This is a genomic window from Desulfosarcina sp. (assembly GCF_046496365.1).
GTDB lineage: Bacteria > Desulfobacterota > Desulfobacteria > Desulfobacterales > Desulfosarcinaceae > Desulfosarcina.
The window spans coordinates 25156-43791 of record NZ_JAWOHB010000132.1; the positions used below are offsets into that span (position 1 = coordinate 25156).

An 18636-nucleotide genomic window follows, 5' to 3' on the forward strand; every position below is an offset into this window, starting at 1 on the left:
AGTTTGGGGCCATGGCTGGGATCGTCTTCCTAATCCTGGCCGTCTTCGTCTTCAATGCGGATCAGCATGGGCGTGCCTGCGACCACATCCAGGGCTCCGATTTCGGACAACGCCCGAATCACATCCGCCTCCCTGGCATGGTGGGTCAGCATGACCACCGGCACAGACCCGTTGGTTTTCCTTCCCTTCTGGTGAACAAATTTCAGGCTGATGGCACATTTACCAAGGATGCCGGCGATGGCGGCCAGTACACCGGGCCGGTCCATGGCATCGAACCGGAAGTAATAGTTGGTTACGATATCGTCCATGGGCATCACGGCAATGGCCCGGATCTTATCCGCTTGAAAGCCCATGATCGGCACCCGCCCGGCGCCGTCTGAAGCCAGGTTTCTGGCAATATCCACGATGTCGGACACTACGGCGCTGGCAGTGGGCATCATGCCCGCTCCGTGACCGTAGAGCAGGATATCGCCCACCGCATCGGCAGATACGCTGATGGCATTGAGTGTGCCGTTGACATTGGAGAGCATATTGTCGAACGGGATCATGGTGGGATGAACCCGGGCCTCCACCGCCTGCCCGTCAAACTTGGCAATGGCCAGCAGTTTGATGCGGTAGCCGAACTGGGCGGCGAACTCGATGTCCATGGGAGTTATTCTTGAGATACCCTCGATGTATACATCATCAAAATTAATCCGCATGCCGAAAGCAAGGGCCGAGAGAATGGCCAATTTGTGGGCCGCGTCCTGCCCCTCGACATCCAGGGTCGGATCGGCTTCGGCATAGCCCTTGGCCTGGGCTTCGGCCAGGGCAGTTTCGAAAACCAGGCCCTCGTCGGTAATCTTGGACAGGATGTAATTGCAGGTTCCGTTGAGAATGCCGGTCATGGCGCTGATCCGATTGCCCACCAGAGATTCTCTGATCGTTTTGATGATGGGCATGCAGCCGCCAACGCTGGCCTCGTAGGCCAAGTCCACGCCACGCGCAACGGCGGCGGCGATGATTGCATTGCCGTGCTTGGCCAGCAGGGCCTTGTTGGCGGTCACCACGTGTTTATCCATGTCGATGGCCTCAAGGATCAGCTTTTTCGCAATCCCTTCCCCACCGATGGTCTCCACGACGATATCCACCGTGGGATCGGCGATGGCCGCGGCCGCATCAGAGATCATCACCCCGGGTTGCAGGCCGAGGCCGCGATCTTTGTGGGTGTCGATGTCAGCCACATATTTAAGATTGAGCACACATCCAATGCGGTCCCGGATGATATCCCCATTTTCCAGCAGCAGGCGGGCCACACCCGTCCCCACTGTTCCGCATCCTAAAATGGCAATGTTAACCTGTTTCATCGGTTATCTGTTCCTGAACCGTATTGGTGTTCATAAAACACCGCAAGTAGTTATAATTAATTCGGCAATGTCTTATGACAACGGTCTGAAAGTCAACAGAAAAGAGACTTCGCGCCCACACAGAAAAGTCGTCGGCCCTGAAATTTCCAGCCCCATAGGCCTCTTGGCTGCAAGAATGCCGGGCCTGTTTGACAATATCGAATCAGGCATCATTTTTGTTAATCCATCAACCGTTTTCAAGTAAGGAGTTAAATTATGGTCTATACATGCAAGAACTGCGGAGCAGTGGCGAAATCCCCGGGACATCTGTGCAATCCATGCAATGACAAAGAAAAGTGCAGTTTCTGCGGCACGCCAGATGTAGAACCAAAGCACGTCTGCAAGGACAAGCTGGCGGCGATGAAATACGTGTGCAATGGCTGCGGTCGGGTGGCAATGGAAGAGAACCATCTGTGTAAGCCGGCACCCATCAAATAATCAGCAGCGCATTGGCCTGGGCGAGACCGCCAAAAGTTATCTGCCAGCCAAACAGAACGGCCAGGCCCGCATGCGCTGAGACCGCGTGATAAAACGGGCAGCACCGGCCTAAGGTGTTCTTCCTTTGTGATGCGGCCACCATCGACGGGTTGGACGGGGGCCGAATCACCACCACCACCGACGACGCAACCTTCGCTGCGGTCAATTCCCAGCGCGGCGCCATTTAGGTGGTGGCCGTGGCCGTGGCTGGTTCTGGCCTGGGGGGTGCCGGCAACCAACATCAAGTCCATCAACGGCATCGATTTGCCGGCTGCCCCGAATCCCGGTCGCTTTCGGCCCTTGGGGACGGTAGGGTCCCCACCCGTTGGAATCGCCCGGGCGAACGCCGCTGGCCATTGTCACAGGACATTTGCATTCCCGCCCGTAATCGGATATTTTATTTCCAATGCTTACCTGCCACAAGGTGGCCAAATGACCATCGGACAACTTGCTCAACGCTGTTCGGCCTGCATTCATGAGCGGTACAACGACTATCAGGATCGTTTTCAGCGCATCACGCTGCTCGCCCCTTTGCGGTTTATGAACCGCCAGTGGGCGCAGGTCCAGGTCGACACCACCGAGAGGCTGAATCTGTACGCAGCAGCCGTTGATCAATCCGAATCCAGCATCCGCGGCCTGCTGAAAGAACGCTTCGATGAGGAGGAGCTATGGGCCGCCGCCAAGGCGGATTATTCTACCCGCATCGCCGGAAGGGCCGACCGGGAACTGGCTGAAACCTTTTTCAATTCGGTCACCCGGCGCATCTTCGACACCGTCGGCGTAAACCGCCACATTGAGTTCGTCCCCGATGACTCCGCACCGCTTCGGCCGCCTCCAACCGAATCGGTTGTGAGGACCTACCCGTTGAATGGTCCCATTGAAGGGGTGCTCCGAAAAATCATATCCGATTACGGGGAGATCCGACTCAACACCGCGGCGTTGAAAAGCGTGTTGCCCAGGATCGTGGAAAGGGTTGAAAACCGTCTCGGGGACGGGTGCGATCACAACCGCCCGGTTCGTATCGAAATGCTCGGCCACATCTTCTATCGGGGTCAGGGCGCCTATCTCATTGGACGCATCATCGCGGACAGGCAGCTTATTCCGCTGGTCATGGCACTTTTGCATGCACATGCAGGTGTGGTGGTGGACGCCCTTTTGCTGGACTCGGACGGGGTTAGCATTGTTTTTTCATACACCCGCTCGGCCTTTCACGTGCAGCTGGAAAAACCCGCCGAACTGGTCGATTTTCTCAAATCCATCATGCCGGCCAAACCCGAAGCAGAGATCTACTCCGCCATCGGGCACTTCAAACACGGTAAAACCATACTTTATCGGGATGTCTGCAAGCACACGGCCCAATGCACCGACGAACGCTTTCGCATATCATCGGGCAAACGCGGCATGGTCATGGTGGTGTTTGACATGGCCGGTCATGACATGGTGGTCAAGCTTATCCGGGACCGCTTCGACAATCCCAAGAAGATCACCCGCCATCGGGTCGTTGCGCAGTATGACTTTGTATTCAAGCATTATCGCGTCGGGCGGCTCATCGAAGCCCATTCCTTTGAGCACCTTTCCTTCGACTGCTGCTGGTTTTCCGACGATCTGCTCACTGCGCTCACGGCCGATGCCGGACAAACGGTTCACCTTGAGAACGATCAGGTGATCATCGACCATGCCTATCTGGAGCGCAGGGTCAAACCGCTGGACATCTACCTGCTGCAGGAGACCGCTGAGAAAGCTGCATCGGCGGTGGTGGACTTCGGTGCCGCCATCAAGGACCTCGCCTTCGGCAACATCTTTCCCGGCGACATGCTGCTGAAAAACTTCGGCGTCACCCGCCACGGTCGGGTTGTTTTTTATGATTACGACGAAATCGTACCGCTGACCGAGTGCCGATTCAGGAAAATCCCCCAGGCCAGAACATACCTGGAGGAGATGGCCGATGAACCCTGGTATGCAGTGGATGAAAACGACGTTTTTCCCGAAGAATTTGCACGTTTTCTCGGGCTCTCCACAAACCACCGGGATCTGTTTTTGCACCATCACGCGGATCTGCTGACACCGGCCTTCTGGATAGCGGTTCAGGATGAAATTCGTTCAGGGCATATCCGCCACATCCGGCCTTATCACCCCCGGTACCAGTTGGGCCATTAACCATCGCGTCACCATGGGATTACAAGGAGGAATCAGATGAACACCGCCCCTATTTCAGAAGGGATCACCGTCCATGCGCCGGTCACCGACGCATTCAGTCGCATCCTCACCCCCGAAGCACTGGCATTTGTGCGCACGCTGGCCCGCCGGTTCGAAGGCCGCCGCCGCGAACTGATGACCCGCCGGGGGCAGGTCCAGGCCGACATTGACGCCGGCAATCTGCCGGATTTTCTCCCGGAAACCAGGCATATCCGCGAGGGCGACTGGCACGTGGCCCCGGTGCCCGGCGACCTTTCCGACCGGCGGGTGGAGATCACCGGCCCGGTGGATCGCAAAATGGTCATCAACGCGCTCAATTCCGGCGCGAAAACATTTATGGCCGACTTCGAAGACAGCCACAGCCCTACGTGGACGAACACCATCGACGGCCAGATCAACCTGCGCGATGCCGTCAACCGGACCATCGAATTTGAAAGCCCGGACAAGACCTACCGCCTCGACAACCGGACCGCCACACTCCTTGTCCGCCCGCGCGGCTGGCACCTGGTGGAAAAGCATGTCCAGGTGGACGGACAACCCGTCTCAGCCAGCCTGTTCGACTTCGGTCTATTTTTCTTTCACAACGCCAGAACCCTTCTGGACAGCGGCAGCGGCCCCTATTTCTACCTGCCCAAGCTGGAAAGCCACCTTGAGGCAAGGCTGTGGAACGACGTCTTTATCGCCGCTCAGAACGCGCTGAACATCCCCACAGGCACCATTAAAGCCACAGTTCTCATCGAGACCATTCTGGCTGCCTTCGAGATGGATGAAATTCTCTACGAGTTGAGGGATCACAGTGCCGGACTCAACTGTGGGCGCTGGGATTACATTTTCAGCTTCATCAAACGCTTCAAGAATGTTCCCGGGTACCTGTTCCCGGATCGGGCCCAGATTACCATGACCCGCCACTGCATGCGGTCTTACTCCCTGCTGGCCATCAAGACCTGCCACCGCCGCGGCGCCCATGCCATCGGCGGGATGGCCGCACAGATTCCCATCAAGAACGACCCGGAAAAAAATCGTCAGGCCCTGGATAAGGTGCGGGCCGACAAAACCCGCGAAGCCACCGACGGTCACGACGGGACCTGGGTTGCCCATCCGGGTCTGGTGCCCATTGCCTTGGAGGAGTTCGACAAGACCATGCCCGCACCCCACCAGATCGACCGCTTGAGAAAAGACGTTCACGTCACGGTGGCCGACCTGTTGAAGCTGCCGGCCGGCACCATCACCGAACAGGGCATGCGCACCAACATCAGCGTGGGTATCCAGTACATGGCCAACTGGCTCTCGGGCTTGGGTTGCGTGCCCCTATACGACCTCATGGAAGACGCGGCCACCGCTGAAATCTCGCGCACCCAGCTGTGGCAGTGGACCAAACACCCGGATGCGGTGCTTGACGACGGGCGTAAAGTCACCCGGGATCTTTTCAGTTCGATGCTGAAAGCGGAGCTGGAAACGATCAAGACCGAGGTTGGCGATACACGCTTTGAACGTGGCAATTACGAACAGGCCGGCAGCCTGTTCGATGAAATCGTCACCGCCGACAGCCTGGCCGAATTTCTGACCCTGGCTGCCTATAACCACCTGGTGGGTTAGGACTATATACAGCTCATTTTTAAAGCAACACTTTATCCAAGCGAAAAAACCACCCGATTCAGATAGGAATTTAAATTACCCATTTAAAACGGTACTTATCCGGGGAGACAAAATGAAAACCATTGAAGAGAAGGCCGAAGAAATCTGCCAACGGCTGACATGTCACGAAGTGGTAGCCGAGGAACGCGAAGAACTGGAGGCCCACTGGGCCAATGATCCCCGCTGGAAGGGAATTGTACGCCCTTATTCGGCCGAAGAGGTGCTCAAGCTGCGCGGCAACCTGACCATTGCCTACACCTTTGCCGCCATCGGCGCCAAACGCCTCTGGTACCTGATCAACCACGAGGACTACGTTCCGGCGCTGGGTGCGCTGACGGGCAATCAGGCGGTCCAGCAGGTGGAGGCGGGTCTCAAGGCAATTTACCTGAGCGGATGGCAGGTGGCTGCCGACGCCAACCTGGCCGGAGAAATGTATCCGGACCAGAGCCTCTACCCGTCAAACAGCGTGCCGGCGGTTGTCAGGCGCATCAACAACGCCCTGCGCAGGGCTGACCAGATTCAGGTGCTGGATGGACGCAAAAATGGCCCCTACTGGTTCGCCCCCATCGTTGCCGATGCCGAAGCCGGTTTCGGCGGCCCCCTCAACGCCTTCGAATTGATGAAGCAGATGATCGAAGCCGGTGCCGCAGGGGTGCACTTCGAAGACCAGCTATCATCGGCCAAGAAGTGCGGCCACATGGGCGGCAAGGTGCTGGTTCCCACCCAAGAGGCGGTGGCGAAACTGGCGGCAGCCAGACTGGCCGCCGATGTGTGCGGGGTTCCGACCATCCTCGTGGCCAGAACGGATGCGGATGCCGCCAGACTGGTCACCAGCGACATCGACCCGCGTGACCGGCCCTTCATACTCGACCAGCCTCGCTCCAGCGAGGGCTTCCACTATGTAAGAAACGGTGTCGAAGCGGCCATTGCGCGCGGCCTGGCTTACGCCCCGTACGCTGACATGGTCTGGTGTGAAACATCCAAACCGGATCTGGCCCAGGCCAGACGGTTTGCCGAAGGCATCCACCGGCAGTACCCCGACAAACTGCTGGCCTACAACTGCTCGCCGTCGTTCAACTGGAAAGCCAACCTGGATGATGCCACCATTGCAACCTTTCAACAGGAACTGGGTGCCATGGGCTACAAGTTCCAGTTCGTCACCCTGGCCGGATTCCATGCCCTTAATTTAGGCATGTTCGACCTGGCCGTGAACTACCGCAAAACCGGCATGCAGGCCTACTCCCGGTTTCAGGAAGAGGAGTTCAGATTCGGCAGGGAGGACGGCTATATGGCCACCACCCACCAAAAATTCGTAGGAGCCGGCTATTTTGACCGCCTGATAGACACGATCAGCGCTGGCGCATCTTCTGTAGGTGCCATGTCCGGTAGTACCGAGGAAGCGCAGTTTAAATAGCGAACCGGTCCACAAGGTGGCGCCGGATTTCAGTTCGTCACCCAGGCCGATCCGTCGGCGCATGTGGAGATTTGCGTCGATGGATGCAGGGCAGGAAGTTGAATTCGATGGCGCTTTTATTCGGACTCGACATGATATCTTTTTAATTCTTTTTTTAAAAAAAAGGTTGATTATCGCAACGTATTTATGTCAAACATATGCATAAATACAGCATATTTTTTTAAAACAATTTAATCGGAGTTATATTCAGAAGTGACTTTTTAAATTTCACCAGCATTCATTAAAAAAGGAGATTCTAATGCCGGCTAAAAAGAAAATCGATGGTCCCAAGTTAATTAACATGGTCGAAACCGGAATCCATCAGCAAGAGATCATGAAAGTATTTAAATTCAATACCGCGGCGCAATTGAGGGCACACTATCTGGAAGCATTGATGAAGGCCGGAAAAGCGCCGGAAATCAAAACCGGACGTGGAAAAGCAAAAGCGAATCCAAGTAAAGAAGTGTTGGTTAGTAAACGGGGAAGTGTTGTGATTCCAAAGACAATGATTGACGAAATGGGTTTTTCGGCAGGTAATCAGTTCACCGTCCGCAAGACTAAATCGGGAATATCTTTGAAACTGACCGGAAAATAGTTTCATCTTTCGGGTTGCTGTGCCCAAAAAAAACAGCCCGATAAAGTCTGCTTTTTTCTTTGGGCACAGCAATCGGCCTATATCAGCATCTCCATCATCTGTCTGATCTGGTCAGCGAACACATCGGTGTTGAAACAATACCTCAACTCAAGAAATTGCTGTCGCAGGCGCGACACTTCTTCCTTGACCCGCTTGTCCTCCATGACAACATCACGTATCAATTGCGCCAGCTGCTGAAATCCTTGGGCCTGCATACCGAAGCGGGTCATCTCCGACACCCCCATGCGAAGCATGCCTGAGGCCGAGAAACTTTCGTCCGCGGGCCCCGCCTGGTAATTGCAGATAATGTTGTTGGCTTCTAAGCGTCGGGCAATCTGCGGCCCCTTGGCGTAACCGACATCGACCAGCACCTGATGCGTTTCCGTGTAGCCGATCTGCGGATCTCCGGCCACATCAAGGCCGCAGTCGTTCAATGCCCGGGCAAAGACCTTGGCATTGGCAATGACCGCACGCTGGTAGTCATCTTTGAAGTGATTCATCTCATAAACGGCCATCAGCAGCCCCACCATCGTGCCCAGATGGTGATTGGAGACCGATCCGGGAAACGTTCGCCGTTCAATGGCCTCCCAAAGGGGGTAACCTGCATCGGTTTCCGTATAGCCGCCGGCCACCACCCCCCGCTGCGTCCCGAAAAAAGTTTTGTGGGTGGAGCCGGTAACCAGGTCCGCCCCTTCGCTGAACGGGTCCTGAAAATGCGGCCCAACCAGTCCCAACACATGGGCCATGTCGTACATCACCACCGCGTCGATACCCTGCTGGTCCAGAAAAGCACGCACCTGCCGGACCGGTTCCTTGCAGATCACCATGCTTTTACCGAAGATAATCAGTTCCGGACGGTACTGGTCGATGCGTTTCAGCATGGCCGGCACATCAATGCGAAAGGGGTTTTCAGTCAGCACCGGGAAATTGACCACCGCCGGCCGTTCGGTTGCAGGGTCACGGGCCACGAAATCCCTGAGGGCGCCCATGGGCTGCGCACTGAGGTGACCACCTTTGCCGATATGATTGTTCATCACGTAACGCATCCGCCGGGGCTCACGCTTGCGGTCGGCACGGTTGACATAATCCAGCATGGCACTGTACACAGCCGTGTTGGCCATCTGGCCGCTGATGACCCGAGTCTCCACCTCGGCACAGCCGAAATAACGCTTCAGCTCCTCGACCAGCATTGCCTCGACCGCATCGATAAAATCGCATCCCTGGTAATAAAACACCTCGGCATCGTAGTAGGCCTTGAGCTTGCGGTGCTCGGCGTAGCGGAAGGATGGATCCGAAATCGAGAGCAGACGCACCAGGGGCGAAGCCGTCATTTCCGAGGGAATCAGGTTGATGCACGCCTGCTGCCGCCAACGGTGGTTTTCCGTGGCCATATTCAGCAGCCGCAGGGCGTCTGATCGGGAATTATCCGATTCAATGACCTTCGCGGCGCGTCCATGGTCAAAGGTGATCGGGCGGGTATAGGGCGGGGATTCACTGCGCATATGGTAAGGAACTGCCACGGCGGAAACCTCCTTGCCACGGATTTCCACGCGTAACGCATCCTGGTCCAGAACATCGCTGTCCAGGTAGGCCAGGCAGATGGAACGCCGGCGGGTGTTGTCGCTCGGACCGGCATACACTCCCTCGCCTTCGACTTCCCAGTAAGGTACCATGGTTCCGCTGGTGATGGTACCCACATCCTGACCGTCTTTGTACACCCTGGCTCCCTGCCGGGCAATGCCGCGGTCGGCAAGCGCCAACGGGCGGATGATCCGGGGCAGATCACCCAGAGCTGAAAAATCCCTGAATAGAATTTTCTGAAAGGCGTCATGCTGGCGTACCAGGGCCTGGCGCCCCACAAAATCACCCTTTAGTGGTGAAAAACTGACCCCGAATTTAGCCAGTGGGCAGGCAAAAATGGGGATTTCCGCACCGTCGGGGTCCATACCCAGTTCGTGGCCGTAAAGGGGCAGGCCTGCCTCCAGCCGCAGGGTGTCCCGGGCACCCAACCCGACGGGGGTGGCACCCTTGTCAACCAACACCTCCCAGATTTCGGCTGCTGCATCCGCCGGGATGAAAAGCTCGAATCCCAAGGGTTCCCCGGTGTACCCGGTGCGGGCCAGCAGAACTGCGGCACCGGCTATCGTGACTGTACTCAGGGCGTTTCTCGCCGGCTCCGGCAATCGTCCGGCCTCAATGACGTCGGACACCATCGATCGGGATAAAGGTCCCTGAAGCGACAGCATGGCCATTTCGCCGCTGCGGTCGATAAGTTCCACCCGATCGAACCCCTTGAGCAAGGTCTGGAAATGCCGCCAATCCTTGTCCCGGTTCCCGGCATTGACCACCAGCAGATATTCGTCCTCCACGAAGCGATAGAGATAGGCATCGTCCACCGCGGTGCCGGCTGGGGTGGGTATGAGGGTATATTGGGCGCCTTTGTCCACACTGTCCAGTGCCGCAGCGTTATTGGTCAAGGCATATTGCAGAAATTCGAGGGCCCGGGAACCCCGAAACACGAAGCGACCCATGTGAGAGACATCGAACAGACCGGCGCTTCTGCGGGTGGCCAGGTGCTCGGCCAGAATGCCCGTGCCGTACATCACCGGCATGTCCCAGCCGCCGAAGGGCACCATCTGGGCCCCTGACTTGACGTGGCAGTCATATAAAACCGTGCGTTTGAGTTCGGTCATGTCTTTTCTCCTCGGAAGAATTTCCAGGTTGGTGAACGGGTCCGCGTCAAAGTGATTCCGGCACAAACGCCACCACCTCATCGATGAGCGCCGCATCGGTAAAAAGCATCACCAGCCGATCGAGGCCCAGGGCGTTGCCGGCAGCCGGCGGGATGCTGTTCAGGGCCTGGAGAAACGGTTCGGCGATCGGATAGGCGGATTTCCCGTTGGACCTGCGCAAACGGTTTTCGGATTCAAAGCGAATACGCTGCTCTGAAGGATCGGTAAGTTCCGTGAAGGCGTTGCACAGTTCCATGCCGGCAATATAAAGTTCGAAACGTTCTGCCAGCGACCGGTCGGCCGGTTTGAGACGGGCCAGAGCGCCACAGGCCGCCGGATAGTCATACAGCAACAATGGCCGTTCCAATCCGAGTTGGGGTTCGATGTCAAGGCCCATGATCTCATCGAAACAATCCCGTTCCAGTGCCTGCCGGGCAGACATCCTACCGTAGCGCTGGAATGCCTCGTTCACCGTCAGCCGATCCCAGGGCGGCGTCAGGTCGACCGTCTGTCCCTGGTATACAAGCAGGCTGCCGATGCCCATTTTCCCGGCCAGAAAACAGATCAATTCTTCGCACTGACGCATCAGGTCGCGGTAATTAAAGCCCGCTGCATACCATTCCAGAAGGGTCATTTCCGGCAGGTGACGGCTCCCACGCTCCCCTTTGCGGAAACAGCGGCAGATCTGGAATATTTTCTCGTAGCCGGATGCCAGCAGCCGCTTCATGCAAAGCTCCGGCGATGTCTGCAAAAACCAGTCTCCCGATTCCTGAGCATCGATGTGCGCCTCGGGTGCCGGTGCGGGAATACGCAGGGGCGTCTCTATTTCCAGAAACCCTCCGGCACTGAAAAAGTCGCGCACATGCGCGATGATGCGGGCCCGTCGTTCCAGGTTGGATCGAATGGCGGATTGTGGCGAAAAATACATGCGATCACATCGGTCATTGAATTGATGGGTGCTATGATGGACCGGTTTTTTCTTTGATTACATCGGCGGACCGATCCTGAAGATAAACCTTGTCGTACTTGGCCGTTTCGGCCTCTTCGTACCACGCGTAGCCCTGCTTCAGGCAGGTCTGGCAGGATTTTCGTGGAATGTGTACAGCCAGGATATGTTTCATCCCCCTGGCGGTGGAATCGATTTTCAGGGCACCACCGCAAGCGTCGCAGACCCGGAGGGTCTCCTGCTGGGTTTCATGGATGTTGTCCGTGTCGTAGTAAATGTTACGCTCCCGGTTCATAAACTGGTTATCCCCCCGGTACATCTCTGCAAGATGCCGCCGCTGGCGCCAGTTCTCAAGCACCTTGTCACCGGTCTTGTGCACCCAGCGGGTCACTTCCGGGCTCTGGCGTATCCGGATGGGATCGAAGTCGGGCTCCTTCAGGTGGCTGTAGTCCATACCGGCCATGGCCAGGATGATGCCGGCATTCACGTAGGGCAGCGCCCCTTCGATGGCATAACCGCCTTCCAACACGGCGATGTCGGGCTTCAGCAGGGTGGTGAGCTCCGCATAACCCTGCGCGGAAAAATTCATATTGGTGATGGGGTCGGAGTAATGGTTGTCCTGTCCGGCGGAATTGACCACGATCTCCGGCTGGAATTCTTTGAGAATGGGCAAAACCACTTCACGAATGACATGCAGGATCCCTTCCCCGGAAGTATGGGGCGGCAGGGGGATGTTGATGGTGCTTCCAACGGCGTTGGCACCGCCCAGTTCACTTAAAAAACCCGAGCCGGGATAAAGCGTGCGGCCATCCTGGTGGATGGAGATGAACAGGGTATCGGGATCATGCCAGTAAATGTCCTGGGTGCCGTCACCGTGGTGACAGTCCGTATCCACGATGGCCACCCGATTGACTCCATAGGCCTGGCGGACAAATTCGACCATGATGGCTTCGATATTGACGTTACAGAACCCTCGGGCGCCGTGGACCACCCGATTGGCATGATGCCCCGGCGGTCGCACCAGGGCAAACCCGCGCTCAACCTGCTTGTCCATCACGGCCATGGCGATGGTCTTGGCCCCGCCGGCGCTGATGAAATGGGACTCGGTCATTACTGCCCACAGGTCCGGCACACAAAAGTGAACCCGCTGAACATCCTTTTTGGTGACCACGTCGGGTTTGTATTCGATGATGCCGTCGATGTCGAGGATGCCCTCCTCGAAAACCTGATCCTGCGTGTACAGCAATCGCTCCTCACGCTCCGGGTGGGTGGGACTGATGGCCCAGTCGAATGCGGGGAAGAAGACCAAACCGGTTTTATTTCTGGCGCGCAGCATGCCGGGCTCCAATGCCTAAAATTCGTTTTTTAGAAAACGGGGATATCGCTCCCCGGACGTATTTAGATCGTCAGACAAACGAGCTGTCCATGATCTTTTCCGCGATGGGATCGTAACCATGGATCAATCCAGGTTTGACCTGGACCGTCACCCGTATGTTCCTGCCGGTGGTGTAAAAGCCGCGAACCATGTTAAAGGACATGGCTTCGATGACTTCCAGTTCCAGGTGTTCGGGATTGGCACCCCGGGCGATGGCCTTTTGGCGAAGCAGATCCAGGGCCGCGGCGATGGCATCTTCCTTGGTGTAGGTTGACGGAATCACCGTGCTGAAATTTTCCTCCGGCGAGGTGGCGATTTCCCGTTCGGTATCGGCAAAGAGGATCACCTCGCAAGTGGTGCGGGCCAGACCCGCACCGATGGCATTGGCCACCTTCCACCGGGGAACCACAGCCACCCGGCTGTTGCTCAAACGCTCCAAACCTTTGGCAAACCAGTGAGCCGGCCCACCCAGAACCAGAATAAGCATGGGCTGCAGGCGATGGCCTTCCCACAATTCGTGGACCGTATACACCGGTTTGGCGTTGATCCGGTCGACCATGGCTGCGGCTTCATCCAGAATCGTGCGGCAGGCCTGCTCAAAGATCCGATTGGCCGCATCCTGGAGATCCGTTCCCAGTGCATCGGCCACACGCTGGATGCCTTCACGGGCTTTCTCCAGGTCGCCGCCGTCACCCATACCCAGAAGAAAAATGGCGTCCGTGGGGGTGGGCACCGGTCCGCCGTAGGCCATCGCTAAACCCAGCCGATCGGGACCGATATGGATTTTCCCGTCCGCCACCCGAACGGCGCTGTCACCACCGACACCGATGGAAACGGTTTCCAGGGAGCGGATCAGGGTCTTGTGGTCCCCGATAGTGATGCCCATGGGGTCCAGCAGCGGCACCCCGTTGACCAGCACCGCCATGTCCGTGGTGGTGCCGCCGATATCCAGCACCAAACACGCTTCATCTTTGGGTGCAAAGGCCACAGACCCCATGACGCTGGCCGCCGGTCCGGAAAGGATGGTCTGGGCCGGATGGTCGATCGAGGCGTCGAAGCGCATGTTTCCGCCATCGGGTTTGAGAATGCGAATGGGTACATTGAGCCCTTTTTTGGCCAGCGAATTGACCACGGCCTCGAAAAAATCCTTGTGGATGGGATAGACCGCAGCGTTGAGGAACGTGGTGGCAATGCGGCGCGGGAAGTTGAGGCTTCCCGAAATGCGGTGGCCAAGGAACACCTTTTCGAAGCGATCGGCAATGAGACCACCGATGGCCAGTTCGTGAGCAGGGTTTCTGACGGAAAATTTGGAGACCACGCCGACATAGCGGATACCTTGTTTTAAAAGCCCGTCGGCCACGGTCAGCACCGCGGCCTCATCGATGGGGGTGATTTCCCGTCCCCGGTGGTCGATGGCCCCCGCCACGGTGTGGTAATGCAACCCGGTTCGGAACAGTTCGGGATCCATTCCCGGTCCGGCAGCGACGATCATCCCCACCTCAGGAATGCAGCCCTGTACGATGCGGTTGGTAGCCAGGGTGGTGGAAAGAACGGCTCGACGGATGCGGGCGGGGTCGACACCCTCAGTAATTGCTTCAAGTCCCGTGAGCACCGTGGTAAACAAGTTCGAGGGGTCGGTGGGCACCTTGACCTGCCGCACCAGTCCCTCCCGCCCAAGAAGAACAACATCCGTATGCGTACCGCCTACATCCAACCCGATGATCATGGTGCCATCCTGACTTGTGGTTTGGTTGACGCCGCCGAGGGAGAGAAGTTTCACGGTATCCAAAATCAGCACCCCTGTCAACCATGCTCCATGGGACGAACAGCGTCCCGGCGTAAAATAGGTTGACGCCGCAGGAATAACTGGGATAGACGTTCGTGTTTACGCATAAACGTTCGCCGGCAGACGCAACCGGGGATCATTCGCAAGCGGCGGATCTCACTTCAGGTCAAGGGTGCGGCGGCTATCAACACGCATGCGCGGCACCGCGGGGATATCAACGGTGAAAGCGCACCGGCCCGGGTCAAAAACTGCCATTTGCGCATGGCTACCATCGGCAGCGGGACTTCCCGAAAGGTTAATTCAACTAATGAGCCGACCCAGCATACAATTGATCAGAGGGTTCAAGGACATTTTGCCCGGTGAGACCGAGCTGTGGCAGCATATCGAGCGCACCGCCGTCGCCCTGTTCGAGGACTTCGGCTACCGGGAAATCCGCATTCCCATCATTGAAAAAACCGAGCTGTTTGCACGCAGCATCGGCGAGGACACGGACATCGTTGAAAAAGAGATGTACACCTTTGGGGACCGCAAAGGTGATCTGCTGACCCTGCGGCCGGAGGCCACGGCATCCATCTGCCGGTCCTACATCCAACACAAAATGTATGCCCAGGATCCGGTCCGCAAATTCTACACCATCGGCCCCATGTTCCGCCGCGAAAGGCCCCAGAAAGGCCGCTATCGTCAGTTCTACCAGATCGATGCCGAGATCTTCGGCGTTGAGGCCCCTTATGCGGATGTGGAGCTGATTTTCCTGCTACGCACCCTGTTCGAGCGTCTTAAGGTGACCGACACCACGGCCCACATCAACTCTTTAGGCTGTCCTGCGTGCCGGCCGCGGTTCAAGGATGCCCTGGCCGACATGCTGACCGCTGCGGCCGCTTCCCTGTGCAGCGACTGCATGCGCAGGAAAGACCGCAACCCCTTGCGGGTTCTGGACTGCAAGGCTCCCGGCTGCAGGGAAACCATGCGCAGCGCGCCGTCCATCCTCGACTATCTGTGCGATGCCTGCCGCAGCCATTTCTCAACGGTCACCGACATGCTCACCCAGCTACGGGTTCCTTTCAAGGTGGACAAGCAGCTGGTTCGCGGCCTGGACTATTACACGCGCACCGCCTTCGAAATCCAGACCGGCGCCCTGGGGGCCCAGAGCGCCGTAGCCGGTGGTGGTCGGTATGACGGACTGGTCGGTTCCCTGGGTGGACCGGAAACGCCGGCCATCGGTTTTGCCATCGGCCTCGACCGCCTGGCGGAAATCGTCTCCCTGAACAATCCGGCTGCGGTTCGGAAACCGGACCTGTTTATCGCCGCGCTGGGTGAACCGGCAAGGAAGCTTGCCTACGGATGGTCCACCGCCCTGGGGCTCGCGGGCATCAGCGCCAGCATGGATTTCGGCGACAAGAGTTTGAAGGCCCAACTGAAGCAGGCCAACCGCTTAGGCGCCGATCAGGTGCTTATTATAGGGCAAAGTGAGCTGGATGCGGGTGCGGTGGTTTTGCGGGACATGGCCGCCCAGACCCAGCGTGAGATTCCCGTGAAGGCGATCGTAGCTGCGTTGATTGAAACATTCTGCAAACCAGGCGCCCGCTGAGGCGGTCCGGCGGTTATCATTTTTTGAAAGGAGCATTCCATTGGCTGACATCCTCGGCGACATGAGAAGAACCCATCACTGCAACGCCCTGACTCCCCGGAACATGGGCGAAGAAGTGACGCTGATGGGCTGGGTCCTGCGGCGGCGGGATCACGGCGGCGTCATTTTCATCGACCTTCGTGACCGTGAAGGCATTACCCAGGTGGTCTTCAACCCGGAGATCAATCCGGATGTCCATGCCAAGGCCCATGCCATTCGAAGCGAATTCGTCCTGGGCGTCCGCGGTCGGGTCGAACCCAGGCCCGACGGCATGATCAACGCCAAACTGCCCACCGGCGAAATCGAAGTGCTGGTGGATGAATTGAAAATACTCAATCCGGCCACAACGCCGCCATTCATGATCGAGGACAACGTGGAGGTCTCCGAACCCCTCCGGTTGAAAAAGCGCTACCTGGATCTGCGGCGTCCTGCACTTCAGCACAACCTCATCATCCGACACAAGGCCGGCGCAGCGGTGCGGCGTTTTCTCAACGACAACGGGTTCCTGGACATCGAAACCCCGGTGCTCACCAAAAGTACCCCCGAAGGCGCCCGGGACTATCTGGTTCCCAGTCGTGTCAACCCCGGCCAGTTTTATGCCCTGCCCCAGTCACCCCAGCTGTTCAAGCAGCTGCTCATGATCTCCGGGTTCGATCGCTATTATCAGATCGTGCGCTGCTTCCGGGACGAAGATCTGCGGGCCGACCGGCAACCGGAGTTCACCCAGATCGATATGGAAATGTCCTTCGTCGGCGAGGAAGATCTCATGGCCATCAGCGAGGGAATGATGGCCAGCCTGTTCAAGGAGGTCATGGGTCTGCCGCTGTCTTGCCCCTTTCCCCGACTGACCTACACCGAGGCAATGGCCCGCTATGGCCTGGACAAGCCTGACACCCGCTTCGCTCTGGAACTAAATGACATTTCAGACATCGTGAAAGACTCCGGCTTCAAGGTCTTTTCCAGTGTGGTAAAAAACGGAGGTATCGTCAAAGCCCTGAACGCCAAGGGCTGCATCGATTTTTCACGCAAGGAGATCGACGATCTGACCGCTTTCGTCGCCGTTTACAGAGCCAGGGGCCTGGCCTGGATCAAAGTGCGCGCGGACGCCTGGCAGTCCCCCATCGCCAAGTTCTTCACTGACGAGGAAAAAGACAAGCTGACCGAACGCATCGGCATGGCCCCCGGAGACCTGGTCTTTTTCGTTGCCGATCAGCCCAGGGTCACCAATGAAGCCCTCGGGCATCTGCGCAACCACCTGGGCAGGCGACTGGGACTGATCGACGACAGCCGATTTAGCTTTGTATGGGTCACCCACTTCCCCATGTTCGAATATGACGACGTTGAAAAACGCTATCAGGCCCTGCACCACCCGTTCACCGCCCCCCTGGAGGAGGACTACGACCGCCTGGAAAGCGCTCCTTTGACCGTTTGCTCAAGGGCCTACGATCTGGTGCTCAACGGATTCGAGGTCGGCGGCGGCAGCATCCGTATCCACGACATGGAACTTCAGCAGCGGGTCTTTTCTGCTCTGGGCATGGAGCCGGGGGCCTACAGGGAGAAATTCGGTTTTCTGTTGGAGGCCCTGGAGTCCGGGGCTCCGCCCCACGGGGGTATCGCCTTCGGCTTTGACCGCCTGGTGATGCTGCTGTGCGGCGAGTCATCCATCCGCGACGTCATTGCTTTTCCCAAAACCCAGCGGGCCGCCTGCCTGCTCACCAATGCCCCGTCTGGGGCGGCCAAAGCCCAACTGGACGAACTTTCCCTGAGGATTCAGCTCACGGCGGCCGGAACCCAAGAGAACCGCGCCGGCTGAGATCGATTCCGAAACAAGCATTACCGTTTCCACCACCCGAAGATGACTGCCCCTTCGGGTGTTTTGTTTGGCTGCGGGACAATCCTTGACACCTGCCCGACCATCAACTATCTCATGATGGTACTCGTGACGTGCGACCGGCCGCAAAGAGAAGAAGACGGCCTTGACCCGGGTTCAATATTCATCCATGCTTCAGGAGCATTTATGGCACAGGAGCATTGTTACGAATGAACCTTATTGAAAGCCCCGAAAAGATGCGCGCCTGGTCGGATGCGCAACGGAGCCGGCAGAAAACCATTGGGTTTGTGCCGACCATGGGGGCGCTGCATGCCGGACACATAAGCCTGGTCGAGGCGGCTGTACGAGACAATGACCTGGGAGTTGCCAGTATTTTTGTCAATCCCACGCAGTTCGCGCCCCACGAGGATTTTAATCAATATCCGCGTCCGTTCGAGGATGATCTTGCCAGCCTGCAGGCGGCAGGGATAAACACCATCTATGCGCCCACAGGCGCCGACATGTATCCTCGGGACTATTCCACCTATGTGCTGGTGGAACAAGTCAGCGAAGGCCTGTG

Annotated in this window: 13 protein-coding genes; 7 read left to right on the forward strand and 6 right to left on the reverse strand. The window is 57.5% G+C overall.

Annotated features, from left to right (window positions below; all coding sequences use genetic code 11):
• Positions 1 to 29: 29 nt before the first annotated feature.
• Entirely contained in the window at positions 30 to 1346 is a 1317-nt protein-coding gene (locus R6V78_RS12085) for a homoserine dehydrogenase (RefSeq protein WP_410289612.1), read from the reverse strand.
• Positions 1347 to 1815: 469 nt separating this feature from the next.
• Positions 1816 to 2046, reverse strand: coding sequence for a hypothetical protein (locus R6V78_RS12090; protein WP_410289613.1), 231 nt, complete (start codon positions 2044 to 2046; stop codon positions 1816 to 1818).
• Positions 2047 to 2294: 248 nt separating this feature from the next.
• Between R6V78_RS12090 and aceK the strand changes: the two genes are divergently transcribed.
• The 4 genes from aceK to R6V78_RS12110 all read left to right on the forward strand — a co-directional run bounded on the left by aceK (position 2295) and on the right by R6V78_RS12110 (position 7741).
• On the forward strand, positions 2295 to 4019 hold the full coding sequence (gene aceK / locus R6V78_RS12095) for a bifunctional isocitrate dehydrogenase kinase/phosphatase (RefSeq protein ID WP_410289614.1): 1725 nt from the start codon (positions 2295 to 2297) through the stop codon (positions 4017 to 4019).
• Between the two features lie 36 nt (positions 4020 to 4055).
• The gene (aceB, locus tag R6V78_RS12100; RefSeq protein ID WP_410289615.1) at positions 4056 to 5654 is read left to right on the forward strand and encodes a malate synthase A; all 1599 of its coding nucleotides are present in this window, start codon (positions 4056 to 4058) and stop codon (positions 5652 to 5654) included.
• A gap of 112 nt (positions 5655 to 5766) precedes the next feature.
• The gene (gene aceA / locus R6V78_RS12105) at positions 5767 to 7107 is read left to right on the forward strand and encodes an isocitrate lyase (protein WP_410289616.1); all 1341 of its coding nucleotides are present in this window, start codon (positions 5767 to 5769) and stop codon (positions 7105 to 7107) included.
• A gap of 298 nt (positions 7108 to 7405) precedes the next feature.
• A complete protein-coding gene (locus R6V78_RS12110; RefSeq protein ID WP_410289617.1) occupies positions 7406 to 7741 on the forward strand; it encodes a hypothetical protein in 336 nt (111 codons plus the stop codon).
• A 77-nt stretch (positions 7742 to 7818) separates the two neighbouring features.
• Here R6V78_RS12110 and gcvT read toward each other — a convergent pair whose 3' ends face one another.
• The 4 genes from gcvT to R6V78_RS12130 all read right to left on the reverse strand — a co-directional run bounded on the left by gcvT (position 7819) and on the right by R6V78_RS12130 (position 14559).
• On the reverse strand, positions 7819 to 10473 hold the full coding sequence (gcvT, locus tag R6V78_RS12115; RefSeq protein WP_410289618.1) for a glycine cleavage system aminomethyltransferase GcvT: 2655 nt from the start codon (positions 10471 to 10473) through the stop codon (positions 7819 to 7821).
• Positions 10474 to 10519: 46 nt separating this feature from the next.
• Entirely contained in the window at positions 10520 to 11440 is a 921-nt protein-coding gene (epmA, locus tag R6V78_RS12120; protein WP_410289619.1) for an EF-P lysine aminoacylase EpmA, read from the reverse strand.
• Between the two features lie 31 nt (positions 11441 to 11471).
• A complete protein-coding gene (locus R6V78_RS12125) occupies positions 11472 to 12794 on the reverse strand; it encodes a histone deacetylase (protein WP_410289620.1) in 1323 nt (440 codons plus the stop codon).
• A 70-nt stretch (positions 12795 to 12864) separates the two neighbouring features.
• The gene (locus R6V78_RS12130; protein WP_410289621.1) at positions 12865 to 14559 is read right to left on the reverse strand and encodes a hydantoinase/oxoprolinase family protein; all 1695 of its coding nucleotides are present in this window, start codon (positions 14557 to 14559) and stop codon (positions 12865 to 12867) included.
• A gap of 367 nt (positions 14560 to 14926) precedes the next feature.
• On the opposite strand from R6V78_RS12130, the gene hisS reads away from it, so the two are divergent.
• From hisS to R6V78_RS12145, 3 genes are all read left to right on the forward strand, one after another.
• Positions 14927 to 16207 carry a histidine--tRNA ligase gene (gene hisS, locus R6V78_RS12135; RefSeq protein ID WP_410289622.1) on the forward strand — a complete coding sequence of 427 codons (1281 nt, stop codon included), beginning with the start codon at positions 14927 to 14929 and terminating at the stop codon, positions 16205 to 16207.
• 40 nt (positions 16208 to 16247) lie between these two features.
• A complete protein-coding gene (gene aspS / locus R6V78_RS12140) occupies positions 16248 to 18059 on the forward strand; it encodes an aspartate--tRNA ligase (protein ID WP_410289623.1) in 1812 nt (603 codons plus the stop codon).
• 227 nt (positions 18060 to 18286) lie between these two features.
• The coding region (locus R6V78_RS12145) for a pantoate--beta-alanine ligase (protein WP_410289624.1) at positions 18287 to 18636 on the forward strand (350 nt) is incomplete at its 3' end.

Coding starts and splice junctions, on each gene's coding strand:
- R6V78_RS12125 (WP_410289620.1), bottom strand. CDS start 12,794: ATGCTGCGCGCCAGAAATAAAACCGGTTTGGTCTTCTTCCCCGCATTC.
- R6V78_RS12110 (WP_410289617.1), top strand. CDS start 7,406: ATGCCGGCTAAAAAGAAAATCGATGGTCCCAAGTTAATTAACATGGTC.
- R6V78_RS12130 (WP_410289621.1), bottom strand. CDS start 14,559: ATGATCATCGGGTTGGATGTAGGCGGTACGCATACGGATGTTGTTCTT.
- epmA (WP_410289619.1), bottom strand. CDS start 11,440: ATGTATTTTTCGCCACAATCCGCCATTCGATCCAACCTGGAACGACGG.
- aceA (WP_410289616.1), top strand. CDS start 5,767: ATGAAAACCATTGAAGAGAAGGCCGAAGAAATCTGCCAACGGCTGACA.
- aceB (WP_410289615.1), top strand. CDS start 4,056: ATGAACACCGCCCCTATTTCAGAAGGGATCACCGTCCATGCGCCGGTC.
- R6V78_RS12085 (WP_410289612.1), bottom strand. CDS start 1,346: ATGAAACAGGTTAACATTGCCATTTTAGGATGCGGAACAGTGGGGACG.
- hisS (WP_410289622.1), top strand. CDS start 14,927: ATGAGCCGACCCAGCATACAATTGATCAGAGGGTTCAAGGACATTTTG.
- aceK (WP_410289614.1), top strand. CDS start 2,295: ATGACCATCGGACAACTTGCTCAACGCTGTTCGGCCTGCATTCATGAG.
- R6V78_RS12090 (WP_410289613.1), bottom strand. CDS start 2,046: ATGGCGCCGCGCTGGGAATTGACCGCAGCGAAGGTTGCGTCGTCGGTG.
- gcvT (WP_410289618.1), bottom strand. CDS start 10,473: ATGACCGAACTCAAACGCACGGTTTTATATGACTGCCACGTCAAGTCA.